Origin of the sequence: Mediterraneibacter sp. ICN-202921 (assembly GCF_037890075.1) — a bacterium.
Classification (GTDB): Bacteria; Bacillota; Clostridia; order Lachnospirales; family Lachnospiraceae; genus Mediterraneibacter; species Mediterraneibacter massiliensis.
Genome location: NZ_JBBKBE010000010.1, coordinates 16,583 through 40,183, shown reverse-complemented (window position 1 = coordinate 40,183; position 23,601 = coordinate 16,583). Strand labels below are relative to the sequence as shown.

At 42.6% G+C, this 23,601-nt stretch carries 19 protein-coding genes; 17 read left to right on the top strand and 2 right to left on the bottom strand.

What is annotated here, in order from left to right; translation table 11 throughout:
- The first annotated feature begins 41 nt into the window (after positions 1 to 41).
- The 5 genes from WKT01_RS09165 to WKT01_RS09145 all read left to right on the top strand — a co-directional run bounded on the left by WKT01_RS09165 (position 42) and on the right by WKT01_RS09145 (position 7,004).
- Positions 42 to 1,982: a PTS fructose transporter subunit IIABC gene (locus WKT01_RS09165; RefSeq protein ID WP_059070420.1), complete on the top strand. Its 1,941-nt coding sequence runs from the start codon at positions 42 to 44 to the stop codon at positions 1,980 to 1,982.
- Between the two features lie 51 nt (positions 1,983 to 2,033).
- Positions 2,034 to 2,291: an HPr family phosphocarrier protein gene (locus WKT01_RS09160; RefSeq protein WP_059069223.1), complete on the top strand. Its 258-nt coding sequence runs from the start codon at positions 2,034 to 2,036 to the stop codon at positions 2,289 to 2,291.
- Positions 2,292 to 2,435: 144 nt separating this feature from the next.
- Positions 2,436 to 3,776: a putative DNA modification/repair radical SAM protein gene (locus WKT01_RS09155; protein WP_340312138.1), complete on the top strand. Its 1,341-nt coding sequence runs from the start codon at positions 2,436 to 2,438 to the stop codon at positions 3,774 to 3,776.
- A 20-nt stretch (positions 3,777 to 3,796) separates the two neighbouring features.
- Complete coding sequence (locus WKT01_RS09150; RefSeq protein WP_340312136.1) at positions 3,797 to 4,561, top strand: TIGR03915 family putative DNA repair protein; 765 nt, start codon at positions 3,797 to 3,799, stop codon at positions 4,559 to 4,561.
- A 76-nt stretch (positions 4,562 to 4,637) separates the two neighbouring features.
- Complete coding sequence (locus WKT01_RS09145; protein ID WP_340312134.1) at positions 4,638 to 7,004, top strand: ATP-dependent DNA helicase; 2,367 nt, start codon at positions 4,638 to 4,640, stop codon at positions 7,002 to 7,004.
- Between the two features lie 4 nt (positions 7,005 to 7,008).
- Here WKT01_RS09145 and WKT01_RS09140 read toward each other — a convergent pair whose 3' ends face one another.
- A complete protein-coding gene (locus tag WKT01_RS09140) occupies positions 7,009 to 7,887 on the bottom strand; it encodes a LysR family transcriptional regulator (protein ID WP_059069229.1) in 879 nt (292 codons plus the stop codon).
- A 128-nt stretch (positions 7,888 to 8,015) separates the two neighbouring features.
- Between WKT01_RS09140 and WKT01_RS09135 the strand changes: the two genes are divergently transcribed.
- The 7 genes from WKT01_RS09135 to WKT01_RS09105 all read left to right on the top strand — a co-directional run bounded on the left by WKT01_RS09135 (position 8,016) and on the right by WKT01_RS09105 (position 17,690).
- Complete coding sequence (locus tag WKT01_RS09135; RefSeq protein WP_340312132.1) at positions 8,016 to 8,711, top strand: TIGR01906 family membrane protein; 696 nt, start codon at positions 8,016 to 8,018, stop codon at positions 8,709 to 8,711.
- A 141-nt stretch (positions 8,712 to 8,852) separates the two neighbouring features.
- Entirely contained in the window at positions 8,853 to 12,608 is a 3,756-nt protein-coding gene (locus WKT01_RS09130) for a phosphoribosylformylglycinamidine synthase (protein WP_270396016.1), read from the top strand.
- Positions 12,609 to 13,087: 479 nt separating this feature from the next.
- Positions 13,088 to 14,173, top strand: coding sequence for a recombinase RecA (recA, locus tag WKT01_RS09125; protein WP_270396183.1), 1,086 nt, complete (start codon positions 13,088 to 13,090; stop codon positions 14,171 to 14,173).
- A gap of 12 nt (positions 14,174 to 14,185) precedes the next feature.
- Entirely contained in the window at positions 14,186 to 14,800 is a 615-nt protein-coding gene (locus tag WKT01_RS09120) for a regulatory protein RecX (RefSeq protein WP_117974996.1), read from the top strand.
- A gap of 82 nt (positions 14,801 to 14,882) precedes the next feature.
- Entirely contained in the window at positions 14,883 to 16,436 is a 1,554-nt protein-coding gene (gene rny, locus WKT01_RS09115) for a ribonuclease Y (RefSeq protein ID WP_059069236.1), read from the top strand.
- Between the two features lie 116 nt (positions 16,437 to 16,552).
- Positions 16,553 to 17,098, top strand: a complete 546-nt coding sequence (locus tag WKT01_RS09110; protein WP_059069239.1) for an NUDIX hydrolase — start codon at positions 16,553 to 16,555, stop codon at positions 17,096 to 17,098.
- Between the two features lie 52 nt (positions 17,099 to 17,150).
- Positions 17,151 to 17,690 (top strand): stage II sporulation protein M, encoded by a 540-nt coding sequence (locus tag WKT01_RS09105; RefSeq protein ID WP_117974995.1) that lies wholly within the window; start codon positions 17,151 to 17,153, stop codon positions 17,688 to 17,690.
- 311 nt (positions 17,691 to 18,001) lie between these two features.
- Here the strand turns inward: WKT01_RS09105 and WKT01_RS09100 are convergent, their stop codons facing one another.
- Positions 18,002 to 19,318 carry a polysaccharide biosynthesis protein gene (locus WKT01_RS09100; RefSeq protein WP_340312126.1) on the bottom strand — a complete coding sequence of 439 codons (1,317 nt, stop codon included), beginning with the start codon at positions 19,316 to 19,318 and terminating at the stop codon, positions 18,002 to 18,004.
- Positions 19,319 to 19,505: 187 nt separating this feature from the next.
- Here WKT01_RS09100 and WKT01_RS09095 point away from each other — a divergent pair, with 187 nt between their 5' ends.
- From WKT01_RS09095 to WKT01_RS09075, 5 genes are all read left to right on the top strand, one after another.
- A complete protein-coding gene (locus WKT01_RS09095) occupies positions 19,506 to 19,967 on the top strand; it encodes an RrF2 family transcriptional regulator (RefSeq protein WP_059069244.1) in 462 nt (153 codons plus the stop codon).
- 73 nt (positions 19,968 to 20,040) lie between these two features.
- Positions 20,041 to 21,237 (top strand): cysteine desulfurase NifS, encoded by a 1,197-nt coding sequence (gene nifS / locus WKT01_RS09090; RefSeq protein ID WP_059069246.1) that lies wholly within the window; start codon positions 20,041 to 20,043, stop codon positions 21,235 to 21,237.
- A gap of 19 nt (positions 21,238 to 21,256) precedes the next feature.
- Positions 21,257 to 21,700, top strand: a complete 444-nt coding sequence (nifU, locus tag WKT01_RS09085) for a Fe-S cluster assembly scaffold protein NifU (protein ID WP_059069248.1) — start codon at positions 21,257 to 21,259, stop codon at positions 21,698 to 21,700.
- Positions 21,700 to 22,770, top strand: coding sequence for a tRNA 2-thiouridine(34) synthase MnmA (gene mnmA, locus WKT01_RS09080; RefSeq protein ID WP_340312124.1), 1,071 nt, complete (start codon positions 21,700 to 21,702; stop codon positions 22,768 to 22,770). The genes nifU and mnmA overlap by 1 nt, the downstream gene beginning before the upstream one ends.
- On the top strand, positions 22,767 to 23,585 hold the full coding sequence (locus WKT01_RS09075; protein ID WP_340312122.1) for a histidinol-phosphatase HisJ family protein: 819 nt from the start codon (positions 22,767 to 22,769) through the stop codon (positions 23,583 to 23,585). The genes mnmA and WKT01_RS09075 overlap by 4 nt, the downstream gene beginning before the upstream one ends.
- Positions 23,586 to 23,601 lie beyond the last annotated feature (16 nt).

The following is a 23,601-nucleotide window of genomic DNA, read 5'->3' as shown; positions in this document are numbered from 1 at the left end:
AAGAAGAACAATTCAGAACGTATAAAGAGAGAGGGAAAATGATGAAAATTACAGATTTGTTAAAACCTTGCAGTATAGAATTAAATGGAAGGGCCGCTTCAAAAGAGGAAGTGATCTGTAAAATGGTAGATCTGATGGCAGCCAGCGGAAATATCCGCGATAAGGAAACATACAAAGCGGGCGTCTTTAAAAGAGAGTCGGAAGGCACGACTGGGATCGGAGAAGGGATTGCAATCCCGCATGCGAAGACGGATGCAGTGCAAAAACCGGGACTTGCGGCAATGGTTATACAAGAGGGCACAGACTATGATTCACTGGATGGAGAACCGGTTCAGCTGCTCTTTTTGATTGCCGCTGCGGATACCGAAGACAATGTGCATCTGGAGGTTTTAAGCCGTCTTTCTATGCTTTTGATGGATGAGACGTTTAAAGAACACCTGATACATGCAAAAAGCGTCAAAGAATTTTTAAAATATATAGATGAGGCAGAAAATGTAAAGGAAGAACAAGAACAGAAAAAGGAGCAGGAAAAAACACAAAAGCAAGGGTATGATGTGCTGGCAGTCACCGCCTGCCCGACAGGTATTGCACATACGTATATGGCGGCGGAAAGCCTGGAAAATACTGCAAAAGAGATGGGATGCAGTATCAAAGTGGAGACAAACGGATCCGGAGGGGATAAAAATGTTCTGACTGCAGAAGAAATCGCGCAGTGCAAATGTATCATTATCGCTGCCGATAAAGAAGTGAAAATGGCTAGATTTGACGGCAGACCGCTGATCGTGACAAAGGTAGCAGATGGCATACACAAACCAAAAGAACTGATAGAAAAGGCATTAAGCGGTACTGCCGCGGTTTATCACAGTAATAGCAAAGACGATATATCCGGCAGTGGAATCGGCGAAGAAAAGTTGGGAAGAAAAATATATAAGGCATTGATGAACGGTGTATCACACATGCTTCCGTTTGTGATCGGCGGCGGTATCCTGATCGCGCTTTCCTATATCTGTGACGGTGCAAATGCAGGAACAGATGTATTTGGAACCGGGACAGCGCTTGCCAGGTTTTTAAATCTGGTAGGAAATGTATCTTTTGGAATGATGTTTCCTATTTTGGCAGGATACATTGCAATGGCCATTGCAGATCGTCCGGCATTAATGCCGGGGATTGTAGGCGGGCTGCTTGCCAAAGCAGGAACTTCCGTAACTGTGCCGGAAGAACAGTGGATCTCCTCTGGATTTTTCGGCGCCTTGATCGCCGGTTTCCTGGCAGGAGTACTCATGCTTCTTCTCAAAAGACTACTGGAAAAACTTCCTCGTGCATTGGAAGGAACAAAACCGGTTCTTCTATATCCGTTTTTTGGAGTACTACTCATGGGGGCGATCATGATCTTTGTTGTAAATCCGCCTGTTGGAGCATTTAATTCCTGGTTGAATCAAGGACTTGCCAGTATGGGAGAGGGGAGCAAGGTGTTGCTGGGAATCTTTTTGGGTGGAATGATGGCCATTGATTTCGGCGGCCCATTTAATAAAGCAGCCTATGTATTCGGCACTGCTTCGATCGCAAGCGGACAATTTGATATTATGGCAGCGGTGATGGCGGGAGGAATGGTACCTCCGATCGGGATTGCCTTAGCAACAACATTTTTTAAAAATCGTTTTACAAAAAGTGAACGGCAGACAACTGTGACAAACTATATAATGGGGCTCTCCTTCATTACAGAAGGAGCGATTCCTTTTGCCGCTTCAGATCCTCTGCGGATCATACCGCCCAGTATTGTAGGAGCGGCAGCAGCAGGGGCACTGTCCATGCTGTTTGGATGTGGTTCAAGAGCGCCTCATGGCGGAATATTTGTGATCGGGATCATGGATCATGCACCGATGTTTCTCCTGGCTGTTTTAGCCGGTGCGCTGATTAGCATGCTGGGCATTGTTTTGTTAAAAAAGCCCCTGGAGAAGAAAACGCAGATTGAAAAACAGTAGCACATGGTATATACTTAATGCATAATTACCAAATCAAGGAGGAAATGAAAAATGAAAGAATTCAAATATGTGGTTACAGATCCGGAAGGAATCCATGCAAGACCGGCAGGGATCCTCGTAAAACAGGCAGCAGGTTACCAGTGTGATGTGAAAATCGCAAAAGGTGACAAGAAGGCAGATGCTAAGAGAATTTTTGGTGTGATGGGATTAGGCGTTAAAACAGGAGAAGAAGTGACGATTTCTACAGAAGGCGCAGATGAAGACAAAGCAATCGCAGAACTGGAAGCATTTTTCAAAGAGAACTTGTAGATTGTGAGAATAGATAAACCAAGGATAAGAGGACGGCGGTAAGCCGTTCTTTTTTGATTTATAGATTTTTCTTGTCAAGTATGAAAAAGTATGATATCCTTATAAAAAGAACATATGTTCTATTTTGAGACGGGAGAAAGTACAATGTACGATAAAATCATGGGGGACATGTCTGTCTATGACAAATTGCAGATATTGTCGGATGCGGCAAAATACGATGTTGCCTGTACATCCAGTGGTGTGGACAGAAAAGGGAACGGTACAGGTATGGGCAATTGTAATAAAGCAGGTATTTGTCACAGTTTTTCTGCGGACGGCAGATGTATTTCACTGTTGAAGATTTTATTTACAAACGAATGTATTTATGATTGTAAATACTGTGTAAATCGTTCTTCCAACGATGTGGTCAGGACCTCCTTTACACCTGAGGAAGTCTGTATGTTGACAATGGAGTTTTACAGAAGAAATTATATTGAAGGTTTGTTTTTAAGTTCGGGAATTTTAAAAAGTCCTGACTATACGATGGAGCTGATCTATGCAGCGCTTTATAAGCTACGCTACGTTCATAATTTCCAGGGGTATATCCATGTGAAAACGATTCCGGGAACGGATGAAGAGATGGTAAGACGGATCGGTTTTCTCGCTGATAGGATGAGTGTGAACCTGGAGTTGCCTACAGCAGAGGGGCTGCGGCTGCTGGCACCCCATAAAAATAGGAAGAATATCCTGACACCTATGCGCCTTGTACAGAATAAGATGACGGAAAATAAACAGGAGATCACTTTGTATAGAAATGTGCCTCGATTTGTCCCGGCAGGCCAGAGCACACAGATGATCATAGGGGCTACCCCGGAAACAGACTACCAGATTTTAAATGTGGCAGAATCTTTATATAAGAAATTTGAACTGAAACGGGTGTTTTATTCTGCTTTTGTATCTGTGAATAAAGAATGTTCTCTGCTCTCTGCACGAACGGAAGAAGGTCCGCCGCTTTTAAGAGAACATAGATTATATCAGGCGGACTGGTTACTTAGATTTTACCATTTTGAGGCGAAAGAATTATTAGATGAAAAGAATCCCAATTTTAATATTTTTTTGGATCCAAAGTGCAATTGGGCATTAAAACATCTGGAATATTTTCCGGTAGAGGTAAACCAGGCTGATTATAAGATGTTGTTAAGGGTACCTGGGATCGGTTGTAAATCAGCGTCCAGGATCGTGAAGGCAAGACGATTTGGAAACCTGAAGTTTGAAGATCTAAAGAAGATGGGAGTTGTACTAAAAAGGGCAGTATATTTCCTGACCTGCGGCGGAAGAATGATGTATCCGGTGAAAATGGAGGAAGATTCTATTACAAGAAATCTTCTGCATACAAAAGAAAAACTTCCAGAGGGAACGGACCGGCTGACGTACCGCCAGCTGTCTCTGTTTGACGACGTACAGTTTGGAGAAAAAGAGGCGTGCAGGGCAATCAGTCAGTGGTAAGGAAAGGAGGCGTCAGGCAGATGATGACGGTCTATCTATGTCAGGATACAATAACGGGGATATATTCTGCCCTTTATGACGCATGGCTGGAAAAGCGGGCGGGGGAGGCGAAGATTGCTTTGCGCGGGAATATGGAACCGGAGTTGTTCTGCGAGTACAGGGAAGTGGAGGAAAAGCAGAAGAAAGCAAGGGCGATAGAAAGCCTGATACGAAAATACTTAGGAGAGAATGCCTACGAAGATATTTATCGTGCGCTGTTGGCAGACGATCCGGAGAAAGCAAATGCTGTTTTCATGACAATGCAGGAGGCGAGAAGGATAAAAGACAGCAGAAGGATCATGGAACACTTAGATCACCCGGCTGTGGCAAAGGTGTTTGCGTTAAGCCGCAGAGTTGCAAATGAAGCCCATTATTTTGTTGAATTTGTCAGATTTAGAGAGTTGAAAAACGAAATCCTTTTTTCAGAGATTGCGCCGAAGAGTCAAGTGCTGACTTGTATCGGAGATCATTTTGCAAACAGGTTTCCCCTGGAAAACTTCCTGATTTATGACAAGACTCACCAGGTTTTTCTGCTGCACAAGGCAAGAAGTCCTTGGTATCTTGTGTGGGGAAAAAACCTAAATGAGGAGAGCATTTGCGAGATTTCAGAACAAGAGACAGAATATGAAAAACTTTGGAAATGCTTTTTTCATACGATTGCTGTTGAGGAACGGAAGAACCCAGTCTGTCAGCGCAGTCACCTTCCATTACGTTTTCGTACAGATATGTTAGAATTTGATAAGTGACTTGTGTGTATTTTCTCTATAAAAATGTTTCTAAAAGGATTGGCCTTGTTATATGAAATAAGGTATAATAGACAGCATGGAAACAGAAAAAATGATAAAAATATCAGTCCGAAATCTTGTGGAATTTATTTTGCGGGAGGGGGATATTGACAATCGAATAGCGCCGGGGATGGAAAAAGACGCGATGATGATGGGGAGCCGGCTTCACCGGAAAATTCAAAGGAGGATGGGCGAAGAGTATCATGCAGAGGTGAGCCTGAAGATACAGATACCCTGTGAAGGCTTCCTTCTGCAGGTAGAGGGAAGGGCGGATGGGATCATACAAAAAGAAGACGCAGAGGAGGCAACGATAGATGAGATCAAAGGAGTACTAAGAGAGCTGGCGCATCTTACCCGTCCGGTCAGCGTGCATCTTTCGCAGGCAAAATGTTATGCGTATATGTATGCCAAACAGGCAGGCTTACAAAAAATTTCTGTACAGATGACCTATTGTCATTTGGAAAGCGAGGAAATCAAGCAGTTTACACAACAGTATATGTTTGAAGAGTTAGAAATATGGTTTCAGGATCTGATTGCTAAATATGAAAAGTGGGCGCGGTTTCAGATTGAATGGAGAAAAAAGCGCAATCTCTCTATTAAAGCGCTTTCTTTTCCTTTTGCTTACCGGGAGGGGCAAAGAGAATTAGCGTACAGTGTGTATAGGACGATCTTGCGCAGAAAAAAGTTATTTATCCAGGCGCCAACCGGAGTGGGAAAGACGATGGCAGCTGTATTTCCGACAGTCAAAGCGATGGGAGAAGGACTGGGAGAGAAGATTTTTTACCTGACGGCAAAGACGATCACGCGAACAGTGGCAGAGCAGGCGTTTTTGAAGTTGAAAGGGAAGGGACTTTCCTGCAAGGTACTGACATTGACCGCTAAAGAAAAAATCTGCTTTCTAGAGCAGGCAGTCTGCAATCCGGATGCCTGTCCATATGCAAAAGGCCATTATGACCGTGTGAATGAAGCGGTATTTGAACTGCTTACCACACAGAGTACTTTTACGCGGACGGTGATTGAAGAACAGGCAAGGAAGCATAGAGTATGCCCCTTTGAGATGTCGCTGGATGTATCCAACTGGGTGGATGCGGTCATCTGTGATTATAATTATGTATTTGATCCGAATGCGCATCTGAAGCGATTTTTTTCTGAGAGTACCAAGGGAGAATATTTGTTTTTAATCGATGAAGCACATAATCTGGTAGAACGGGGACGAAAAATGTACAGCGCCGTTTTGTATAAAGAGGATTTCCTTGCGGCAAAACGGCTTGTTCAGGAAGTGGACAGCAAATTAGCAAAACGGCTTGGAGAATGTAATAAGCTTTTATTGACGCTGAAAAGGGAGTGTGAAAACTATCAGGTACTGGAGAGTGTTTCCCATATTTCTTTGAAATTAATGAACCTGATGGGGGAGATAGAACGATTTTTAGAAGAGTGTGAGGATGAGGCGAAGAGAGAACCCATCTTAGAATTATATTTCCGGGTGCGTGATTTTATTAATATTCATGATCTTCTGGATGAGAATTATGTCATATATACGGAACTGGAGCCGGATGGGCGCTTTAAGCTGAAATTGTTTTGTGTGAATCCGGCGGTAAATCTGGCAGGTTATCTGGAACAAGGAAACAGTACGATCTTTTTCTCCGCGACCTTGCTCCCTATCAAGTACTATAAGAAATTGCTCAGTGTAGAGGAGGAAGATTACGCGGTATATGCGGAATCAACATTTTCTGCAGAAAACCGGCTTCTTTTGTTGGGTATGGATGTAAGTACGAAGTATACGAGACGGGGGCCTGCTATGTATGAAAGATTTGCCGACTATATTTTGAAACTGGCTGTATCTAAAAAAGGAAATTATATTGTCTTTTTTCCATCTTATCAGTTCATGGAGGATGTGTGCCGGATATTTGCAGAAAAAACTGCGGGGAGAAGTGATTTGGAAAGCATCATGCAGTCGCAGTATATGGAAGAAGTGCACAGGGAAGAGTTCCTGGAAAAATTTAAAGAGAACAGGGAGAAGACGTTGCTAGGTTTCTGTGTGATGGGCGGTATCTTTTCAGAAGGGATCGACTTGTCCAGAGACAGGCTGATTGGTGCCGTGATCGTAGGGACAGGCCTTCCGCAAGTATGCAATGAAAGAGAAATATTGAAAACTTTTTTTGAAAAAAGAAATATGCAGGGATTTGACTTCGCTTATCTGTATCCGGGGATGAATAAAGTCCTGCAGTCCGCAGGAAGAGTAATACGTACGGAGAAAGACAGAGGCGTGATCCTGCTGTTAGATGAACGGTTTTTGAGAAGGCCCTATCAGGAAATCTTTCCACGGGAATGGAAGAAGTATCAAACATGCAGCCTGGAGACTGTGGAAAGACAGATCCGGGAATTTTGGGACAGCCAGAGCTGAAAGGTTAAGGAGCAAAATAACTTAAAAATTCCTGAACAGCTTTGGACAGAGGCATTTGTTCATTATATGCAATCACCAGTTCTCTTTCCGGCAGTTCCTCCTTTGTATCTACAATAAACAGACCGGTCATATTTCCGGCGATACAATAGTCGGGGAGAAAGGCAATGCCAAGGCCTATACGGGCAAGATCAATGAGCAGATCGTTGCTTGTCAGTTCTATCTCTGGGACGAGATCGAGCTGGTGCTGTTGAAACAGGCGATGTAGGAATTCATTGGTCGTACTATTTTTATCCAGCATTAAAATCGGATAGTGGGATAGTTCTTTTAAGGTGAATTTTTCATCTTTTAGATTTTTAAAAGCGCTTCCGGCAATGAAAACATCATGGAATGTTTTTATACTGTGAATTGCGGAGACATTACTTAAGCTGGTGTTTGGATAATTGACAACGATTAAGTCTACCTGGCCGTTTTCCAAAAGTTCTGCGCACTTGACAGAAGTCTGGTTGATCACTTTAATGTGAGCATTTGGAAAAGATCTGTGGAAACGTTCTAAATAAGGGACGAGAAAATATCGGCAGATCGTATCACTGGCTCCGATGCGGATCTGTCCTCCTGTAGTTGCGGCGTCAAGAAGCTGCGCTTCTCCGCGTTGGATCAGATGCATAGCAGGTTCTATATGGCGCAGAAGGATTTCTCCTTCAGGAGTGAGCTGTACCCGCTTTGTGCTGCGGATAAAAAGTGTCTGATCAAGTTTTCTTTCCAGTGTTTTGATGGATTGGCTGACTGCAGACTGCGAAATAAAAAGCAGTTTGGAAGCTTCTGAAAAACTCAAGGTAGATGCGACATGGAAAAACACTTTGTATAATTCATAATTTATATCCATTTATTAGACCTCCTAATAAAAACTACTTGTATTATAGGACAAAAAGGAGGGAATTACAATTGTAAAATTCACAGGCTGACAGGATATGATTCGAGAGGCAAAACAAAAAGCTAGAAAGGAACAAAAGCATGAACAAAGACACGAGAAAAAGAGATTGGCTTCTGGGGATCCTCTTTTCATTTTCGCTGATCACGGCAGTATTGATCTCCAGTTTTGAGATCGCTATGTATGCGGATTTTGGGTTTTACCAAAAAGAATATGAAAAATATAAAGTATTGCCCGAACTGGACATGGAGATGGATGACGTCATGCATGTTACGCGGGAAATGATGGCGTATCTAAGAGGAGACAGGGAAACACTGGAAGTTTATACGACGGTAGAAGGAAAAGAACAGGATTTCTTCAATGAACAGGATCGATTTCATATGGCAGAGGTAAAGGAGCTCTTCCTCGGAGGGCTACGCATAAGATGGATAGCTTTTGGCACTATGGCAGTCAGTTTGGTCTTATTGTTTTTTACGAAAGCAAAACGGAAAACACTGCTTTGCCGTTCTTATCAGATTGTTCTTGCAGTCTCCGGCGGTCTGGCATGTATTCTCGGGATTGCTGCGGCAATAGACTTTAATGCAGTATTTGTTAAATTTCATCACATCTTTTTTGATAATGATCTATGGCTGTTCGATCCGACTGAGGATTATATGATCCGTATGCTTCCGGAGGGGCTTTTTGCGGATATGCTGGGACGTATTGGTATTTTGTTTGGGGGAGGACTTCTGTTTTTGTTGGCAGTCAGCATAATCTGTATGAGAAAAAGAAAAAATTAATATTACTTATTAATTAGTTTAATTATATTAATTGTACTAATGAGAATGGGTGTGGTACCATAGAAAGTAGGAACTCTGACTGTGAGAATACAGCAGCACGGTTTAAAAGCAGCAGAATCAGAAAGAAAAAGGAGAAAATGTATGAGCAATGTAAGACGGGTATATGTAGAAAAAAAACCAGGATTTGCCGTACAGGCAAAAGAACTGAAACATGAAATCAAACATTATCTAGGGATCAGCACAGTGACAAATGTCCGAGTTTTGATCCGATACGATGTGGAGAATATCTCTGAGGATACATTTGAAAAAGCATGCAGCGGTGTATTTGCAGAGCCTCCGGTGGATGTGCTGTATAAAGAAAAATTTCCTGCAAATGAGGAAGATTTTATCTTTTCTGTAGAATATCTGCCGGGACAGTTCGATCAGAGAGCAGATTCTGCGGAACAGTGTGTACAGTTCATCAAAGAAGATGAAAAACCGGTGATAAAGACGGCTGTGACATATGTCTTAGAAGGAAATCTTTCTGCGGAAGAACAGGCAGCAGTAAAAAATCACTGTATTAATCCAGTGGATTCCCGAGAGACGGGGCTGGAAAAACCGGATACGCTTGTGACAGTATTTGAGGAACCGGAGGATGTGAAAGTGTTCGACGGTTTTAAAGATATGCCGGAAGAACAGTTAAAAATATTATACGATTCTTTGAATCTGGCAATGACATTTAAAGACTTTTTGCATATCCAGAAGTACTATGGTGCAGAGGAACATAGAGATCCGACTATGACAGAGATCCGTGTATTGGATACTTACTGGTCAGATCATTGCCGACATACGACATTTTCGACAGAATTAAAAGAGATCACCTTTGGAGAGGGCGACTATAAAGAGCCGATCGTCGGCACATATGCGCAATACCTGAAAGATCACAGTGAGATCTTTGCAGGAAGAGAAGACAAGTTTATCTGTCTGATGGATCTTGCACTGATGGCAATGCGAAAATTAAAAAAAGAAGGAAAATTAAAGGATCAGGAGGAATCCGAAGAGATCAACGCATGCAGCATCGTAGTCCCGATCCGGGTAGATGGCGTGGAGGAAGAGTGGCTCATCAATTTTAAAAATGAGACACACAATCACCCTACAGAGATAGAGCCTTTTGGAGGCGCGGCAACCTGCCTTGGAGGAGCGATACGAGATCCGCTTTCAGGACGTACTTACGTATATCAGGCGATGCGTGTGACCGGAGCGGCAGATCCTACAGTATCGGTAAAGGATACGCTGAAAGGGAAATTACCGCAGAAAAAATTGGTGAGAGGAGCTGCCCATGGATACAGTTCATATGGGAACCAAATCGGACTCGCAACAGGGGCGGTCAAAGAAATTTATCACCCCGATTATGTGGCAAAGCGTATGGAGATAGGGGCTGTTCTAGGAGCGGCACCGCGGCGTGCAGTCATTCGTGAAACCTCAGATCCGGGAGATATTATCATTCTTTTGGGTGGACGGACAGGAAGAGACGGATGCGGAGGAGCGACAGGATCCTCCAAAGTGCACACAGAAGAGTCGATCGAGACATGCGGTGCGGAAGTACAGAAAGGAAATCCGCCTACAGAGAGAAAAATACAGCGTCTATTTCGCAGAGAAGAAGTAAGTTGTCTTATTAAAAAGTGTAATGATTTTGGTGCAGGCGGTGTCTCTGTGGCAATTGGAGAACTGGCAGACGGACTGCGGGTAGATTTAGATAAAGTACCTAAGAAATATGCGGGGTTGGATGGAACAGAGATCGCGATCTCGGAATCCCAGGAGAGAATGGCTGTCGTAGTAGATGAGAAAGATGTAGGGCAGTTTCTTGCTTATGCAAGAGAAGAAAATCTGGAGGCGACACAGGTTGCGGTAGTGACTGAAGAACCTCGTCTGGTACTTATATGGCGGGGGAAGGAAATTGTAAATATATCCAGAGCTTTTCTTGATACAAACGGCGCGCATCAGGAGACAAGCGTAGAGGTGGAAATACCGTCTAGCAAAGAGAGTCTGTTTGTAAAAAAAGAAGTGTCAGATGTGAAAAAAGAATGGCTGCGCACTTTAAGTGATCTGAACGTATGCTCCCAGAAGGGGTTGGTAGAAATGTTTGACGGCTCTATCGGAGCGGGTTCTGTTTTTATGCCCCATGGAGGCAAGTATCAGATGACAGAGACACAGGCGATGGTGGCAAAGATCCCGGTGCAGACAGGAAAGACTGACAGTGTATCCATGATGAGTTATGGATTTGATCCGTATCTGTCCAGCTGGAGCCCATATCATGGAGCTGTTTACGCAGTAACAGAATCTATAGCAAAGATCGTGGCTGCGGGGGGAGACTATAGGAAAATACGTTTTACATTCCAGGAATATTTTCGCAGAATGACAGAAGAACCTAAGCGTTGGAGCCAGCCCTTTTCAGCACTTCTTGGAGCCTATGCGGCACAATTGGGCTTTGGTCTGCCGTCTATAGGCGGAAAGGATAGTATGTCAGGTACGTTCCAAGATATAGATGTACCTCCGACTTTGGTTTCTTTTGCAGTGGACATGGCTTTGGAAAAAGATATCATCACTCCGGAATTAAAAAAACCAGGAAATATACTGGTCTGGATGCATATAGAGAAAGATGACTATGATCTTCCGGTTTACGAGCAGGTCATGAAAGCATATGGAAAATTTTCTGAAGATATACACAGTGGAAAAATCGTATCTGCATATGCTCTGGATCGTCACGGCGTCATTGCGGCTATAAGTAAAATGGCATTTGGAAATAGGCTTGGGGTGAAAGTCGAATATGATCAGGAGGCGGGTGAACTGTTTGCCCCTGCTTTTGGTGACATTGTGGCAGAAGTCCCGGCAGAGCAGATCGGCAATTTAAGTATTTCTTATACTGTGGTCGGGAAAGTGACAGAGGAAAAGCGATTTGTATATGGAAGCGCAGAGATCTCTCTCGAAGAAGCAGAGAATGCATGGACAGAGACTTTAGAAAAAGTATTTGCCACAAAATCATCGGACAATGTAAAGGAAGTAGAAGAAAGACTTTATCGGGCATCAGATCTTCATATATGCAGCCATAAAATCGGGCAGCCTACAGTCTTTATACCTGTATTTCCGGGAACGAATTGTGAGTATGACAGCCAGAAAGCGTTTGAACGTGCCGGGGCAAAAGTGATCACAAAAGTATTCAAGAATTTAAATGCAGAAGATATCCGTGATTCAGTTTCTGTATTTGAAAAGGCGATCGGTAAAGCACAGATGATCATGTTCCCGGGAGGGTTCAGTGCAGGAGATGAACCAGATGGCTCGGCAAAGTTTTTTGCAACCGCATTTCAGAATAAGAAACTGAAAGAAGCGGTAGAAAAGCTGCTGAATGAGAGGGACGGACTTGCACTTGGAATTTGTAATGGCTTCCAGGCATTGATAAAACTGGGCTTAGTGCCAAATGGAAAAATTACCGGACAGACAGAAGATGCACCGACACTTACGTATAATACGATCGGAAGGCATATTTCCAAGATGGTATATACAAAAGTTGTTACAAATAAATCTCCTTGGCTGATGGAAGCAGAGTTGGGCGCAGTATATACGAATCCGGCTTCCCATGGAGAAGGGCGGTTTGTTGCGAACGAGACATGGCTCAAAAAATTGTTCGAGAATGGGCAGGTAGCAACACAGTACTGTGATCCAGAGGGTAAGATCAGTATGGATGAGACATGGAATGTCAACGGCTCTTACTGTGCTGTTGAAGGAATCACAAGTCCGGACGGAAGAGTATTAGGGAAAATGGCACATGCAGAGAGACGCGGAGACGGCGTTGCAGTTAATATTTACGGAGAACAAGATATGAAAATTTTCGAGTCTGGCGTGGAATATTTTAAATTGTAAATGGAATAGAGTATGTTGTTTTGCAAAACTCCCTGCTTGTTTAGCAGGGAGTTTTGTTGTCCGATCTTTATCACCGAGTTTTTTACATATTGTAAAAGATATGGTGGATAGAACAGAAGATAAAGCGGTTTTTGAAACAGTGACCGGCAGCGAAGCAATAACAGTATTGTAGGACAAAATTTTGCTTGTTTAGGAAATATAGGTGTGATATGATAAATGAAACACAGGATTTTCTTTTAGATACAACAGTATTCATGGCGTCTCTGCCGGCTGGTTTTGTGAATTTTCCCTGCTATTTATAAAAATATTTTTAGACGGTGGATCCAGATTGCCAAAAGCAAATCATAGATGGGTTTTCGACAATGAAGGATACTTGTAGTGATTGAAAAGAAAATGTTGTTGACATTTTTGTGACAATATAATACTATAATAACAGGAGACGAACAACTGTTCGAAAAAAAGAAGGAGCAGCAGATACTATGGCAAATAAGATAGAGATGACAAAGTCGAAAAATATGGAAGAAAAAAAGAAAGCGTTGGATGCCGCAATCGCAAAATTAGAAAAAGATTTTGGAAAAGGAACTGTTATGAAATTAGGCGAGCCGGGGGCTCAGGTTTCTGTGGAAACTGTGCCGACGGGGTGTCTGAGTCTGGATCTGGCGCTGGGCTTGGGGGGCGTACCAAAAGGACGTGTGATAGAAGTCTATGGTCCAGAATCCAGCGGCAAGACTACAGTGGCCCTTCATATGATCGCAGAAGTACAGAAAAGAGGAGGAATCGCAGGTTTTATTGATGCAGAGCATGCGCTGGATCCCGTTTATGCAAAGAACATAGGAGTAGATATTGATGAATTGTATATTTCTCAGCCGGACAGTGGAGACCAGGCTTTGGAGATTGCAGAGACAATGGTCCGCTCTGGAGCTGTCGATATTATTGTCATCGACTCAGTTGCCGCTCTTGTACCTAAACAGGAGATAGAGGGGGATATGGGAGACAGCCATGTCGGATTGCAGGCAAGACTGATGTCCCAAGCACTTAGAAAATTGACTCCTGTGATCAGCAAGTCTAATTGTGTAGTTATTTTTATCAATCAGCTTCGTGAAAAGGTTGGTGTGATGTTTGGAAATCCTGAGACTACAACAGGAGGACGAGCCTTAAAGTTTTATGCTTCTGTCCGTATGGATGTCAGAAGAACAGAGACTTTAAAGCAAAGCGGCGAGATGGTTGGCAACAGAACTCGAATTAAAATTGTGAAAAATAAAATTGCGCCGCCGTTTAAAGAAGCGGAATTCGATATTATGTTCGGAAAGGGAATCTCACGTGCAGGAGACGTTCTGGATCTGGCGACAGGAATCGATCTGGTGAAAAAAAGCGGGGCTTGGTATGCATATGAAGGAGATAAGATAGGACAGGGCAGGGAAAATGCAAAAGTATATCTGGAATCTCATCCTGAAATAATGGAAGAATTGGAGAAGAAAGTAAGAGCGCATTACCATTTGGACGGAGAAGTGGAAGAAGAAAAGACAGAAGATTTAAAACTCACTCCAAAAACAGAAAAAGAATAGGACACTGCAATAATGGTCGTTACGAAGATAGAGTTGCTGACAAAAACAAAATATAAGATTGATATAGACGGACAGTTCGCTTTTGTTTTATATAAGGGCGAACTGTCCCGTTATGGTATTGCAGAAGATCAGGAAATTGCCGAAGAGACGATTGGAAAGATTGAAACAGAAGTACTTATGAAAAGGGCAAAATTGCGGGCTTTACATTTACTGGAAGATATGGACAGGACAGAAGGCGAACTTTATAAAAAACTAGTGCAAGGGATGTACCCGGAAGAAATTGTAAAAAAGACACTGGAATATGTGAAATCATTTGGGTACTTGGATGATCTGCGTTATGCTGAAAATTTTATTGTAAGCCGCAGGGAGAAGAAAAGCAGAAAAGAAATTTATGTATTGCTTAGCCAAAAAGGAATTGAGAGAGAAAAGATAGAGCAGGCATTTTACAATTGCTATACGGATACATCAGAAACGGAAGCAGTGAGGGGGATTTTAAAAAAAAAGAAATGGGAATCGACGGAAACAGATGAGAGAAAGATCCGGAAAATGTATGCGTATCTTGCACGGAAGGGATTTCGTTATGAGACAGTCCGTCAAGTAATACAAAATCATGATGACAATGCTTGACATAGTTGTGAAAACAGTATAAAATTTAAGTGTTGTATTTAAGTAAATTTGTACAATGAAAATTAAATAAGGAGGTGCTCCTGTGCCGATAATTGTATGTGTAGTTATTGCTGTGGCCCTCGCGTTGATAGTTGGTATCATTACCCATTTTGTTACGATTTCGAATCTGAGAAAAAATGCAGAATCCAAAATAGGAAATGCAGAAACGAAAGCAAGAGAAATCATTGATGATGCTGTCAAGACTGCTGAAGCGACAAAAAAGGAAGCTCTTTTAGAGGTGAAGGAAGAGTCTATCAGGACGAAGAATGAACTGGAAAAAGAGACGAAGGAGAGAAGAAACGAACTGCAGCGCTATGAAAAAAGAGTGCTGGCAAAAGAAGAAGCCGTAGACAAAAGGTCAGAGGCTATCGAACATCGCGAAGCAAAATTTACAGCAAAAGAAGAACAATTAAGACAACGTGAAGCCAAGGCAGAAGAACTAAACCAAAAGAGAGTACAGGAACTGGAACGAATCTCAGGATTAACCTCCGAACAAGCAAAAGAATATCTGTTGAAAACTGTTGAAGAAGATGTAAAGCATGATACAGCTAAAATGGTCAGAGAGTTGGAAACACAGGCGAAGGAAGATGCGGATAAAAAGGCAAAAGAATATGTTGTCAACGCGATCCAGCGGTGCGCAGCAGACCATGTGGCTGAAACAACTATTTCGGTGGTGCAGCTTCCAAGTGATGAAATGAAAGGAAGGATCATAGGCCGAGAGGGAAGGAATATCCGAACACTTGAAACACTGACAGGTGTAGAATTGATTATTGACGATACACCAGAGGCAGTGGTTTTATCCGGTTTTGATCCGATCAGAAGAGAAGTTGCCAGAATTGCCCTGGAAAGACTTATTGTGGATGGGCGTATCCATCCAGCAAGAATAGAGGAAATGGTGGAGAAAGCGCAAAAGGAAGTCGACACCATGATACGGGAAGAAGGAGAAGCGGCAGCCTTAGAAGTGGGTGTGCCAGGAATACATCCGGAACTGATCCGTCTTCTCGGACGTATGAAGTTTAGGACGAGTTATGGACAAAATGCATTAAAGCATTCGATAGAAGTAGCGCAGCTGTCAGGCCTTCTTGCCGGCGAGATAGGGCTGGATGTCAGAATGGCTAAACGCGCAGGTCTTTTACATGATATTGGAAAATCAATCGATCATGATGTGGAAGGTTCACATATCCAAATTGGTGCAGATCTGTGTAGAAAGTATAAAGAATCTGCTACTGTTATCAATGCAGTAGAAGCGCATCATGGCGATGTGGAGCCGCAGACGCTCATCGCATGTGTGGTTCAGGCGGCTGATACAATATCGGCTGCACGTCCAGGGGCAAGACGAGAAACAATTGAAACATATACCAACAGATTAAAACAGTTAGAAGAGATCACCAATCAGTTCAAAGGTGTAGATAAATCTTTTGCTATTCAGGCAGGAAGAGAGATTCGAGTAATGGTAGTTCCAGAGCAGGTATCTGATGATGATATGGTACTTATGGCCAGGGATATAGCGAAGCAGATAGAGTTTGAGCTTGAGTATCCGGGTCAGATCAAGGTAAATGTAATTCGTGAATCGCGGGCTACAGATTATGCCAAATAGACAGAATCAGAACAGGCTGATAAAAGTACGACCCTTGTCCTTTGACAAGGGTCTTCTTTAGTTGTGTGCCATGGACGTGTATTGTGCTTAAGTTATTGTAAAAGGAGGAAAATACTATGGAAAATAAAATTAAAAGATTAAAAAGAGAGCTGAAATTCAAGGGGAAAATCTTAGAATTTTACCAGGATACGATGGAAATCGATGGAACGCATACAGCGGTTTGGGATTTTATTAACCATAAAGGCGCGGCTGCAGTTGTGCCTGTCACCAAAGACGGGAAAATTCTGATGGTTAGGCAATATAGGAATGCATTGGAACGGTACACATTGGAGATTCCGGCAGGTGCGCTGGACAGCACGGAGGAGCCGGGAATTTTCTGCGCCTCAAGAGAATTAGAGGAAGAAACCGGATATAAGAGTGAACATCTTACATGGCTGCTCACTATACGCACAACGGTAGCGTTTTGTAATGAAAAAATAGAAGTCTATGTAGCGGAAGATTTGATGCCATCCAGACAAAAGCTAGATGAAGATGAATTCATAGAAATAAAAGCATATACAATGGAGGAATTAAAAGAGAAAATATTTACGGGAGAAATTGAAGATGCGAAGACGATTTCTGCACTTCTCGCGTATGATGTGAAATTTAGAAAAAAAGAATAAATAGGCGGTTCGGGCATATAATGAAATATCTCAACGATAGGAGGCACACTTTGTGAAGATACTTCATACGAGAAAGCAGCTTTTCATATTTTTTATGCCTGGATTCTTGATTGGTATTTTTTATATCAATCTGCTTGCAAAGCATTATGTGGCAGAACCTGGGATCTTCAGTGACTATTTTTTGAAACAATTTGGAAATGTGGAGATCGTGATAGAAGAATATATATGGTATTTGCTCCGAGTAAGAGTGCTTCCGTTTCTGTTGCTGCTGGGGATTTCATTTACACGAGTCAGAAAAATCGCGGCGGTACTATTCTTAGTGTGGACGGGCATTTCTAGCGGAATCCTGCTTTCAGCGGCAGTGCTGGAGTTAGGGATCAAAGGTAGTTTACTGTGTATGGTTGGGATCCTGCCGCAATTTTTATTTTATATCCCCGCTTATCTCGTTTTACTTTGGTATTGTTATTCCTATCCAAAGAATCATTGGAATTCTCAAAAAACAGTGTTTGTATCCTCTATGATTTTTATAGGGATCATTGTAGAAGCCTATGTAAATCCCATATTAGTAGAAGCATTTTTGTCAACATTATAAGTAGAGATTTAATGAAACAACAAACAGTACAAAATGAAGCGTAAGCGGAATTGAGCCAACGCTGCCTTCCACATTTAAGTTTATATTCAAAACGTAAAAAATCGACTTCACGCTGCTGCGCATTTCCAAACAGAAGTGTGCATTTCCTTCCGATTGGAGATATATAACAGCGTGAAGTTGTCTTTTTTTCTAAAATCTAATTGTGGAATCTGCCTTTTGGCAGTGAAGTGAAACTTCTAATTGGAAGAGACAGCGAAGAAACATTGTGTTAGATAAACAGGCATTGACAGGAGCGTTCCGAATACAGTTCGTCAATTAAATTTATCCTTCCATTTTAATATAAGTACTGCGCACAGTGTTACTAGAAACTGGCTTGCAAGCAATCCCCATAAGTAGCCTTGTATGCCATATAGGGGGACAGCGGCAAACACGCTCACGATACGTACGCCCAGACCGATCAAATTGATAATGAGAGTGAAAGTTGTTTTGCCTAAGCCGTTTATGATACTTAGAAAAGCTCCGTTTACATAAAGGAAAGGGCAGATCCAGGCGAGGGTGACGATAAATTTCCCAGCAGCAGAACTGCGAAAGATAAAAGAACCGATAAAGGAACCGAATAGTAGAAAGAAGAGACAGCAGGCGAGTCCGAGTATAAAACAGGAGCCGGCTGCTTTTTTTATGAGTTCGGATAGTTTTTTATCATGTCCGGCAGCTTGGTTTTCGGCGACAGCGGGCATCAGCATAATAGAGACAGAATTGGTAAGCGCAGAGGGAAATAAGATGCAGGGGAGCGCCATTCCTGTCAGTACACCATATATACGCAGTGATTGTGAGGCACTGTGGGTATAGAGTTTAAGACAGTTGGGGATAGCAGCAGCCTCTATACTCTGCAAAAGAGTAACAAAAAGCCGGTTGGCAGTTAAAGGAAGCGAAAGTAGAAGCAGTTCTTTTGTGTTATCCGCTGCTTTGTCAAAGGCAAAACGAGGAAGGCGCCAATGCCGTCCCCATAGAGACTTTGCGGAATATAGGGCAGCTGCGAATTCTCCGGCAACAAGACCGGATACAGCAATTAGGACAGAAGGAGTTGTTCCCTGTCTTTGAAGATAAATATACAAAAGAGCAACAGAAGCGATGCGGACAGTTTGTTCTATTAATTGGGAAAGAGCTGGGATTTTTGTTTGTTTCAGTCCGTAACAGTATCCGCAGATACAGCTGTGGACAGCGCTGCAGGGAAGCGCATAAGAGGAAGCAGTCAGAAGAAGTCTACATCTGGGATCGCCTAAAAAAACTTCTGCTATGTAAGCGGAGTTGGCCTGTATAAATAATAATCCTGCAAAGGCAAGAGAACAGGAGAAGATCAAGCCGGATAACAGTACATTTTTTGCTTCTTTCGGCCTTCCAAGAGACATTTTTCGTGCTACGGTGCGGGATATAGATGTCTGGAATCCTGCGGATGAAAGAGAGATGAACAGTGTATAGACAGGAAAGATCAGCTGGTAAAGCCCGACATTTTCCTCGCCAAAAGCATGGCTCAAAAAGATACGGTAGAAAAAGCCCATAAATCGTGTGGAAAGACCGGTAATGGTCAGAACTATGGTTCCTCGGATAAAAGCATGTTTTTTTGCCATAAAATCTCCTAAAATATATACTTTTTACAACATATTCACAGTTCTGTCTTGACAGAACATAAAGCAGATGATATTCTACAGATGAAAATCCTAGTGAAATAATAGGGAATACAAATGAACAATCATTTTACCACAGAAGCAGGCGAATAAAAAAGTTACAGCAGGCATTCATAAAGAAGGTGAGAATTTGAAATTATCGACAAAAGGAAGATATGGGCTTAGAGCGTTGATCGATCTTGCGCAGTACAGTGAAAATGGCCCGGTATCTATAACGAATATTTCTGGCCGGCAGGATATTTCAGAACGGTATTTGGAGCAATTGATGGCAAAATTAAAAAAGGCGGGGATCGTAGAAAGTATCCGTGGAGCCGCAGGAGGGTATCTTCTTGCAAAACCTATGGAAGAAATCTCAGTCGGTGAGGTGTTAAGAGCGTTGGAAGGAAGCTTGGAGCCGGTCGAGTGCGCGGGTCTGGAGCCGGGAAATGGGTGCAGCGCATCTGATATCTGTGTAACGAAGTATGTATGGCAGCGGATCAATGAGAGTATCAACCAGGCTGTAGATGAAATAAAATTGGAGCAGCTTGTGGAGGAAAGCAAAAAGAAGCAGCATACGGCAGATAGGGTGTCAAAAACAGAATGTGGCAATTAGGAATAGCGAGAAGCAGAAACGATATTCTAAAAGATAGTGTAAATGACAATGCAGCAAGAAGGAGAAAAATACGATGGAAAAATTTATTTATTTAGATAACGCAGCGACGACAAAAACAGCGCCGGAAGTAGTAGAAGCAATGCTTCCTTATTTTACGGAATATTTTGGAAATCCATCCAGCGTCTATGGGTTTGCTTCTCAAAATAAAGAACGGATCATAGAGCAGAAGGAAATAATTGCTTCTATATTAGGAGCAAAGGAAAATGAAATTTACTTTACAGCGGGAGGAACGGAAAGTGATAACTGGGCGCTGAAAGCTGCCGCGGAAGCATATAGAAAGCAGGGAAAACACATCATAACAAGTAAGATAGAACACCATGCAATCCTGCACACATGTGAATATCTGGAGAAACAATATGGATTTGAAGTGACATATCTGGATGTGGATGAAAACGGAATTGTAGATGTACAGAATCTGGAAAAAGCAATCCGTCCAGATACGATCTTGATTTCGATCATGTTTGCAAATAATGAGATCGGCACTATCCAGCCGATCAAAGAAATCGGAAAGATCGCTCATGACCATGGTATTTTGTTCCACACAGATGCGGTGCAGGCGTTTGGCCAGATTCCGATCAATGTAGAAGAATGCCATATCGATATGTTAAGCGCCAGCGGACATAAATTGAACGGACCAAAAGGAATTGGATTTTTATATATCAGAAAAGGTGTGAAGATCCGTTCTTTTATCCACGGCGGCTCACAGGAAAGAAAGCGTCGTGCCGGCACAGAAAATGTACCGGGGATCATAGGTCTTGGCAAAGCAGCGTTGCTGGCAGCGGATTCTATGGAAGAAAGGACAGCGCAGGAAAGAAAGCTAAGGGATTATCTGATTGATAAGATTGAAAAGGAGATCCCTTACTGTAGACTGAATGGAGACAGGGTAAAAAGGCTGCCGAACAATGTAAATTTTAGTTTCCGTTTTATCGAAGGAGAGTCGCTGCTGATCATGCTGGACATGAAAGGAATCTGTGCATCCAGTGGTTCCGCGTGCACATCAGGGTCTTTAGACCCTTCCCATGTACTTCTTGCGATCGGGCTTCCTCATGAGATAGCGCATGGGTCTTTACGGCTGACATTGGGCGCGGATATCACCAAAGAAGATGTGGATTATGTGGTGGAGGAACTGAAAAAGATTGTAGCCCATCTGCGCAGTATGTCCCCGCTTTATGAAGATTTTGTAAAGAAACACGCAAATGAATCAATATAAAAAATCAGGAGGTATAAATATGTATACAGAGAAAGTAATGGATCATTTCCAGAATCCAAGGAACGTAGGAGAAATTGAAAATGCAAGTGGGGTAGGTACTGTCGGCAACGCGAAATGTGGGGATATTATGCGGATCTATCTGGATGTAGACGATGAGCAAGTGATTCGAGATGTGAAGTTTAAAACGTTTGGATGTGGAGCGGCTGTGGCGACTAGCAGCATGGCAACGGAGTTGGTGAAAGGAAAAACAATCTACGAGGCGCTTCAAGTGACAAACAAAGCAGTGATGGAAGCACTTGATGGACTTCCGCCGGTGAAAGTGCATTGTTCTCTTTTAGCAGAAGAAGCGATCCATGCGGCATTGTGGGATTATGCGCAGAAGAACGGGATTGAAATCGAAGGTTTGAAAAAACCGAAATCAGATATCCATGAGGATGAGGAAGCAGAGGAAGAAGAATACTGATGAGCAAAGTAGTGGTGGGAATGTCCGGAGGCGTGGATTCTTCAGTTGCGGCCTATCTTTTAAAAGAACAGGGATATGAAGTGATCGGAGTAACCATGCAGATATGGCAGGACGAAGAACAGGCAGTTATGGAAGAAAATGCAGGCTGCTGCGGGCTGCGTGCGGTGGATGATGCGAGGCGGGTAGCGGCGGCGTTAGATATCCCCTATTATGTGATGAATTTTAAAGAGGAATTTAAAGAAAATGTGATCGATTATTTCGTACATGCATATTTGCAGGGAAAAACACCTAATCCATGTATTGCCTGCAACAGGTATGTTAAATGGGAATCTCTTTTAAAAAGAAGCCTTGCGATCGGTGCTGATTATATAGCGACAGGACACTATGCGCGTATAGAACGTCTGGAAAACGGGCGTTTTACACTGAGACGTTCTGAAAATCTGAAAAAGGATCAGACCTATGCACTTTATAACCTGACCCAGGAGCAGCTGAGGAGGACGTTGATGCCGGTAGGCGCCTACAGTAAAGAAAAAATACGCGAGATTGCTTCCAGAATACATCTTACAGTGGCAGACAAGCCGGACAGTCAGGATATTTGCTTTGTCCCTGACGGTGATTATGCGTCCTATATAAAAGAAAATACAGACAGACCGATTGCGGAAGGGAATTTTGTATCTGCAGAAGGAAAAGTCTTGGGAAGGCATAAGGGCATCATACATTATACAGTGGGACAGAGAAAAGGACTCGGACTTTCACTTGGGTATCCGGCTTTTGTGTTGGAGATACGTCCGGAGACGAACGAAGTAGTGGTCGGAACATATGAACAGTCATTGACCTATACATTGCGTGCGAACCAGCTGAATTTTATGGCTGTAGAAGATCTAAGAGAACCTATGCATGTTTTTGCGAAAATAAGATATAATCATAAGGGAGCATGGTGTACGGTAGAAAAAATAAATGACGAAGAAGTGCTCTGTACTTTTGAGGAACCACAGCGGGCGGTCACTCCCGGACAGGCAGTTGTCTTTTACCAGGACGATTATGTTTTAGGGGGGGGAACCATATTATGATACGAAGTGATTTTCATATGCATACAGCATTTTCGGGAGACTGTAAAGCTTCCGCCCGTGAAATGATAGAAGGAGCGCTAAAAAAGGGGATGCGGACCATTTGTATCACAGATCATAACGATAAGGATTATCCTATACAAGAGGATGACACAGAAGATGATTTTGTGTTCGATGTGGAAGAATACTTCCGTATATTGCGAGAACTGCAGCAGGAATATGCCGGAAGGATAGAAATACGTATCGGGATTGAACTGGGGCTCCAGCCGCATTTGGGTGAATATTATGAGAAATTGGTAAACAGTTATCCTTTTGATTTTGTGCTTGGTTCTGTGCATGTAGTAAATGGCAGCGATCCTTATTATGGAGAAATATTTCGAGGACAGACAGACAGAGAAGCGTATGAGCAGACATTTATCACAACATTAAAAAATATAGAAATGGTGAAAGATTTTGATGTTTTGGGCCATCTGGACTATGTAGTGCGGTATGGAACATATGGCATACAGGAATATTCATATAGAAGATTTGCGGAATATATAGACGAGATTTTAAGAAAAATTATCGCGCAGGGCAAGGGATTGGAAATGAATATGGCGGGAATGAAATATGGCTTGGGATTTGCACATCCACATCCGGATATATTGAAAAGATATAAGGAGCTGGGTGGAGAGATCGTTACGATCGGGGCTGACGCGCATTGCCCGGAACATATCGCCTATGATTTCAGGAAGGCGGGGGCAATCTTAAAGGCCTGTGGATTTGAATATTATACAGAATTTAAAGAAAGAATGCCGATTTTTAAACATGTTCCATAAAAATATATTTAGTACT

Bases quoted from the DNA above. Each gene is read 5' to 3' on its own strand.
- WKT01_RS09165 (WP_059070420.1), top strand. From the start codon at position 42: ATGAAAATTACAGATTTGTTAAAACCTTGCAGTATAGAATTAAATGGA.
- WKT01_RS09160 (WP_059069223.1), top strand. From the start codon at position 2,034: ATGAAAGAATTCAAATATGTGGTTACAGATCCGGAAGGAATCCATGCA.
- WKT01_RS09155 (WP_340312138.1), top strand. From the start codon at position 2,436: ATGTACGATAAAATCATGGGGGACATGTCTGTCTATGACAAATTGCAG.
- WKT01_RS09150 (WP_340312136.1), top strand. From the start codon at position 3,797: ATGATGACGGTCTATCTATGTCAGGATACAATAACGGGGATATATTCT.
- WKT01_RS09145 (WP_340312134.1), top strand. From the start codon at position 4,638: ATGGAAACAGAAAAAATGATAAAAATATCAGTCCGAAATCTTGTGGAA.
- WKT01_RS09140 (WP_059069229.1), bottom strand. From the start codon at position 7,887: ATGGATATAAATTATGAATTATACAAAGTGTTTTTCCATGTCGCATCT.
- WKT01_RS09135 (WP_340312132.1), top strand. From the start codon at position 8,016: ATGAACAAAGACACGAGAAAAAGAGATTGGCTTCTGGGGATCCTCTTT.
- WKT01_RS09130 (WP_270396016.1), top strand. From the start codon at position 8,853: ATGAGCAATGTAAGACGGGTATATGTAGAAAAAAAACCAGGATTTGCC.
- recA (WP_270396183.1), top strand. From the start codon at position 13,088: ATGGCAAATAAGATAGAGATGACAAAGTCGAAAAATATGGAAGAAAAA.
- WKT01_RS09120 (WP_117974996.1), top strand. From the start codon at position 14,186: ATGGTCGTTACGAAGATAGAGTTGCTGACAAAAACAAAATATAAGATT.
- WKT01_RS09110 (WP_059069239.1), top strand. From the start codon at position 16,553: ATGGAAAATAAAATTAAAAGATTAAAAAGAGAGCTGAAATTCAAGGGG.
- WKT01_RS09100 (WP_340312126.1), bottom strand. From the start codon at position 19,318: ATGGCAAAAAAACATGCTTTTATCCGAGGAACCATAGTTCTGACCATT.
- nifS (WP_059069246.1), top strand. From the start codon at position 20,041: ATGGAAAAATTTATTTATTTAGATAACGCAGCGACGACAAAAACAGCG.
- nifU (WP_059069248.1), top strand. From the start codon at position 21,257: ATGTATACAGAGAAAGTAATGGATCATTTCCAGAATCCAAGGAACGTA.
- mnmA (WP_340312124.1), top strand. From the start codon at position 21,700: ATGAGCAAAGTAGTGGTGGGAATGTCCGGAGGCGTGGATTCTTCAGTT.
- WKT01_RS09075 (WP_340312122.1), top strand. From the start codon at position 22,767: ATGATACGAAGTGATTTTCATATGCATACAGCATTTTCGGGAGACTGT.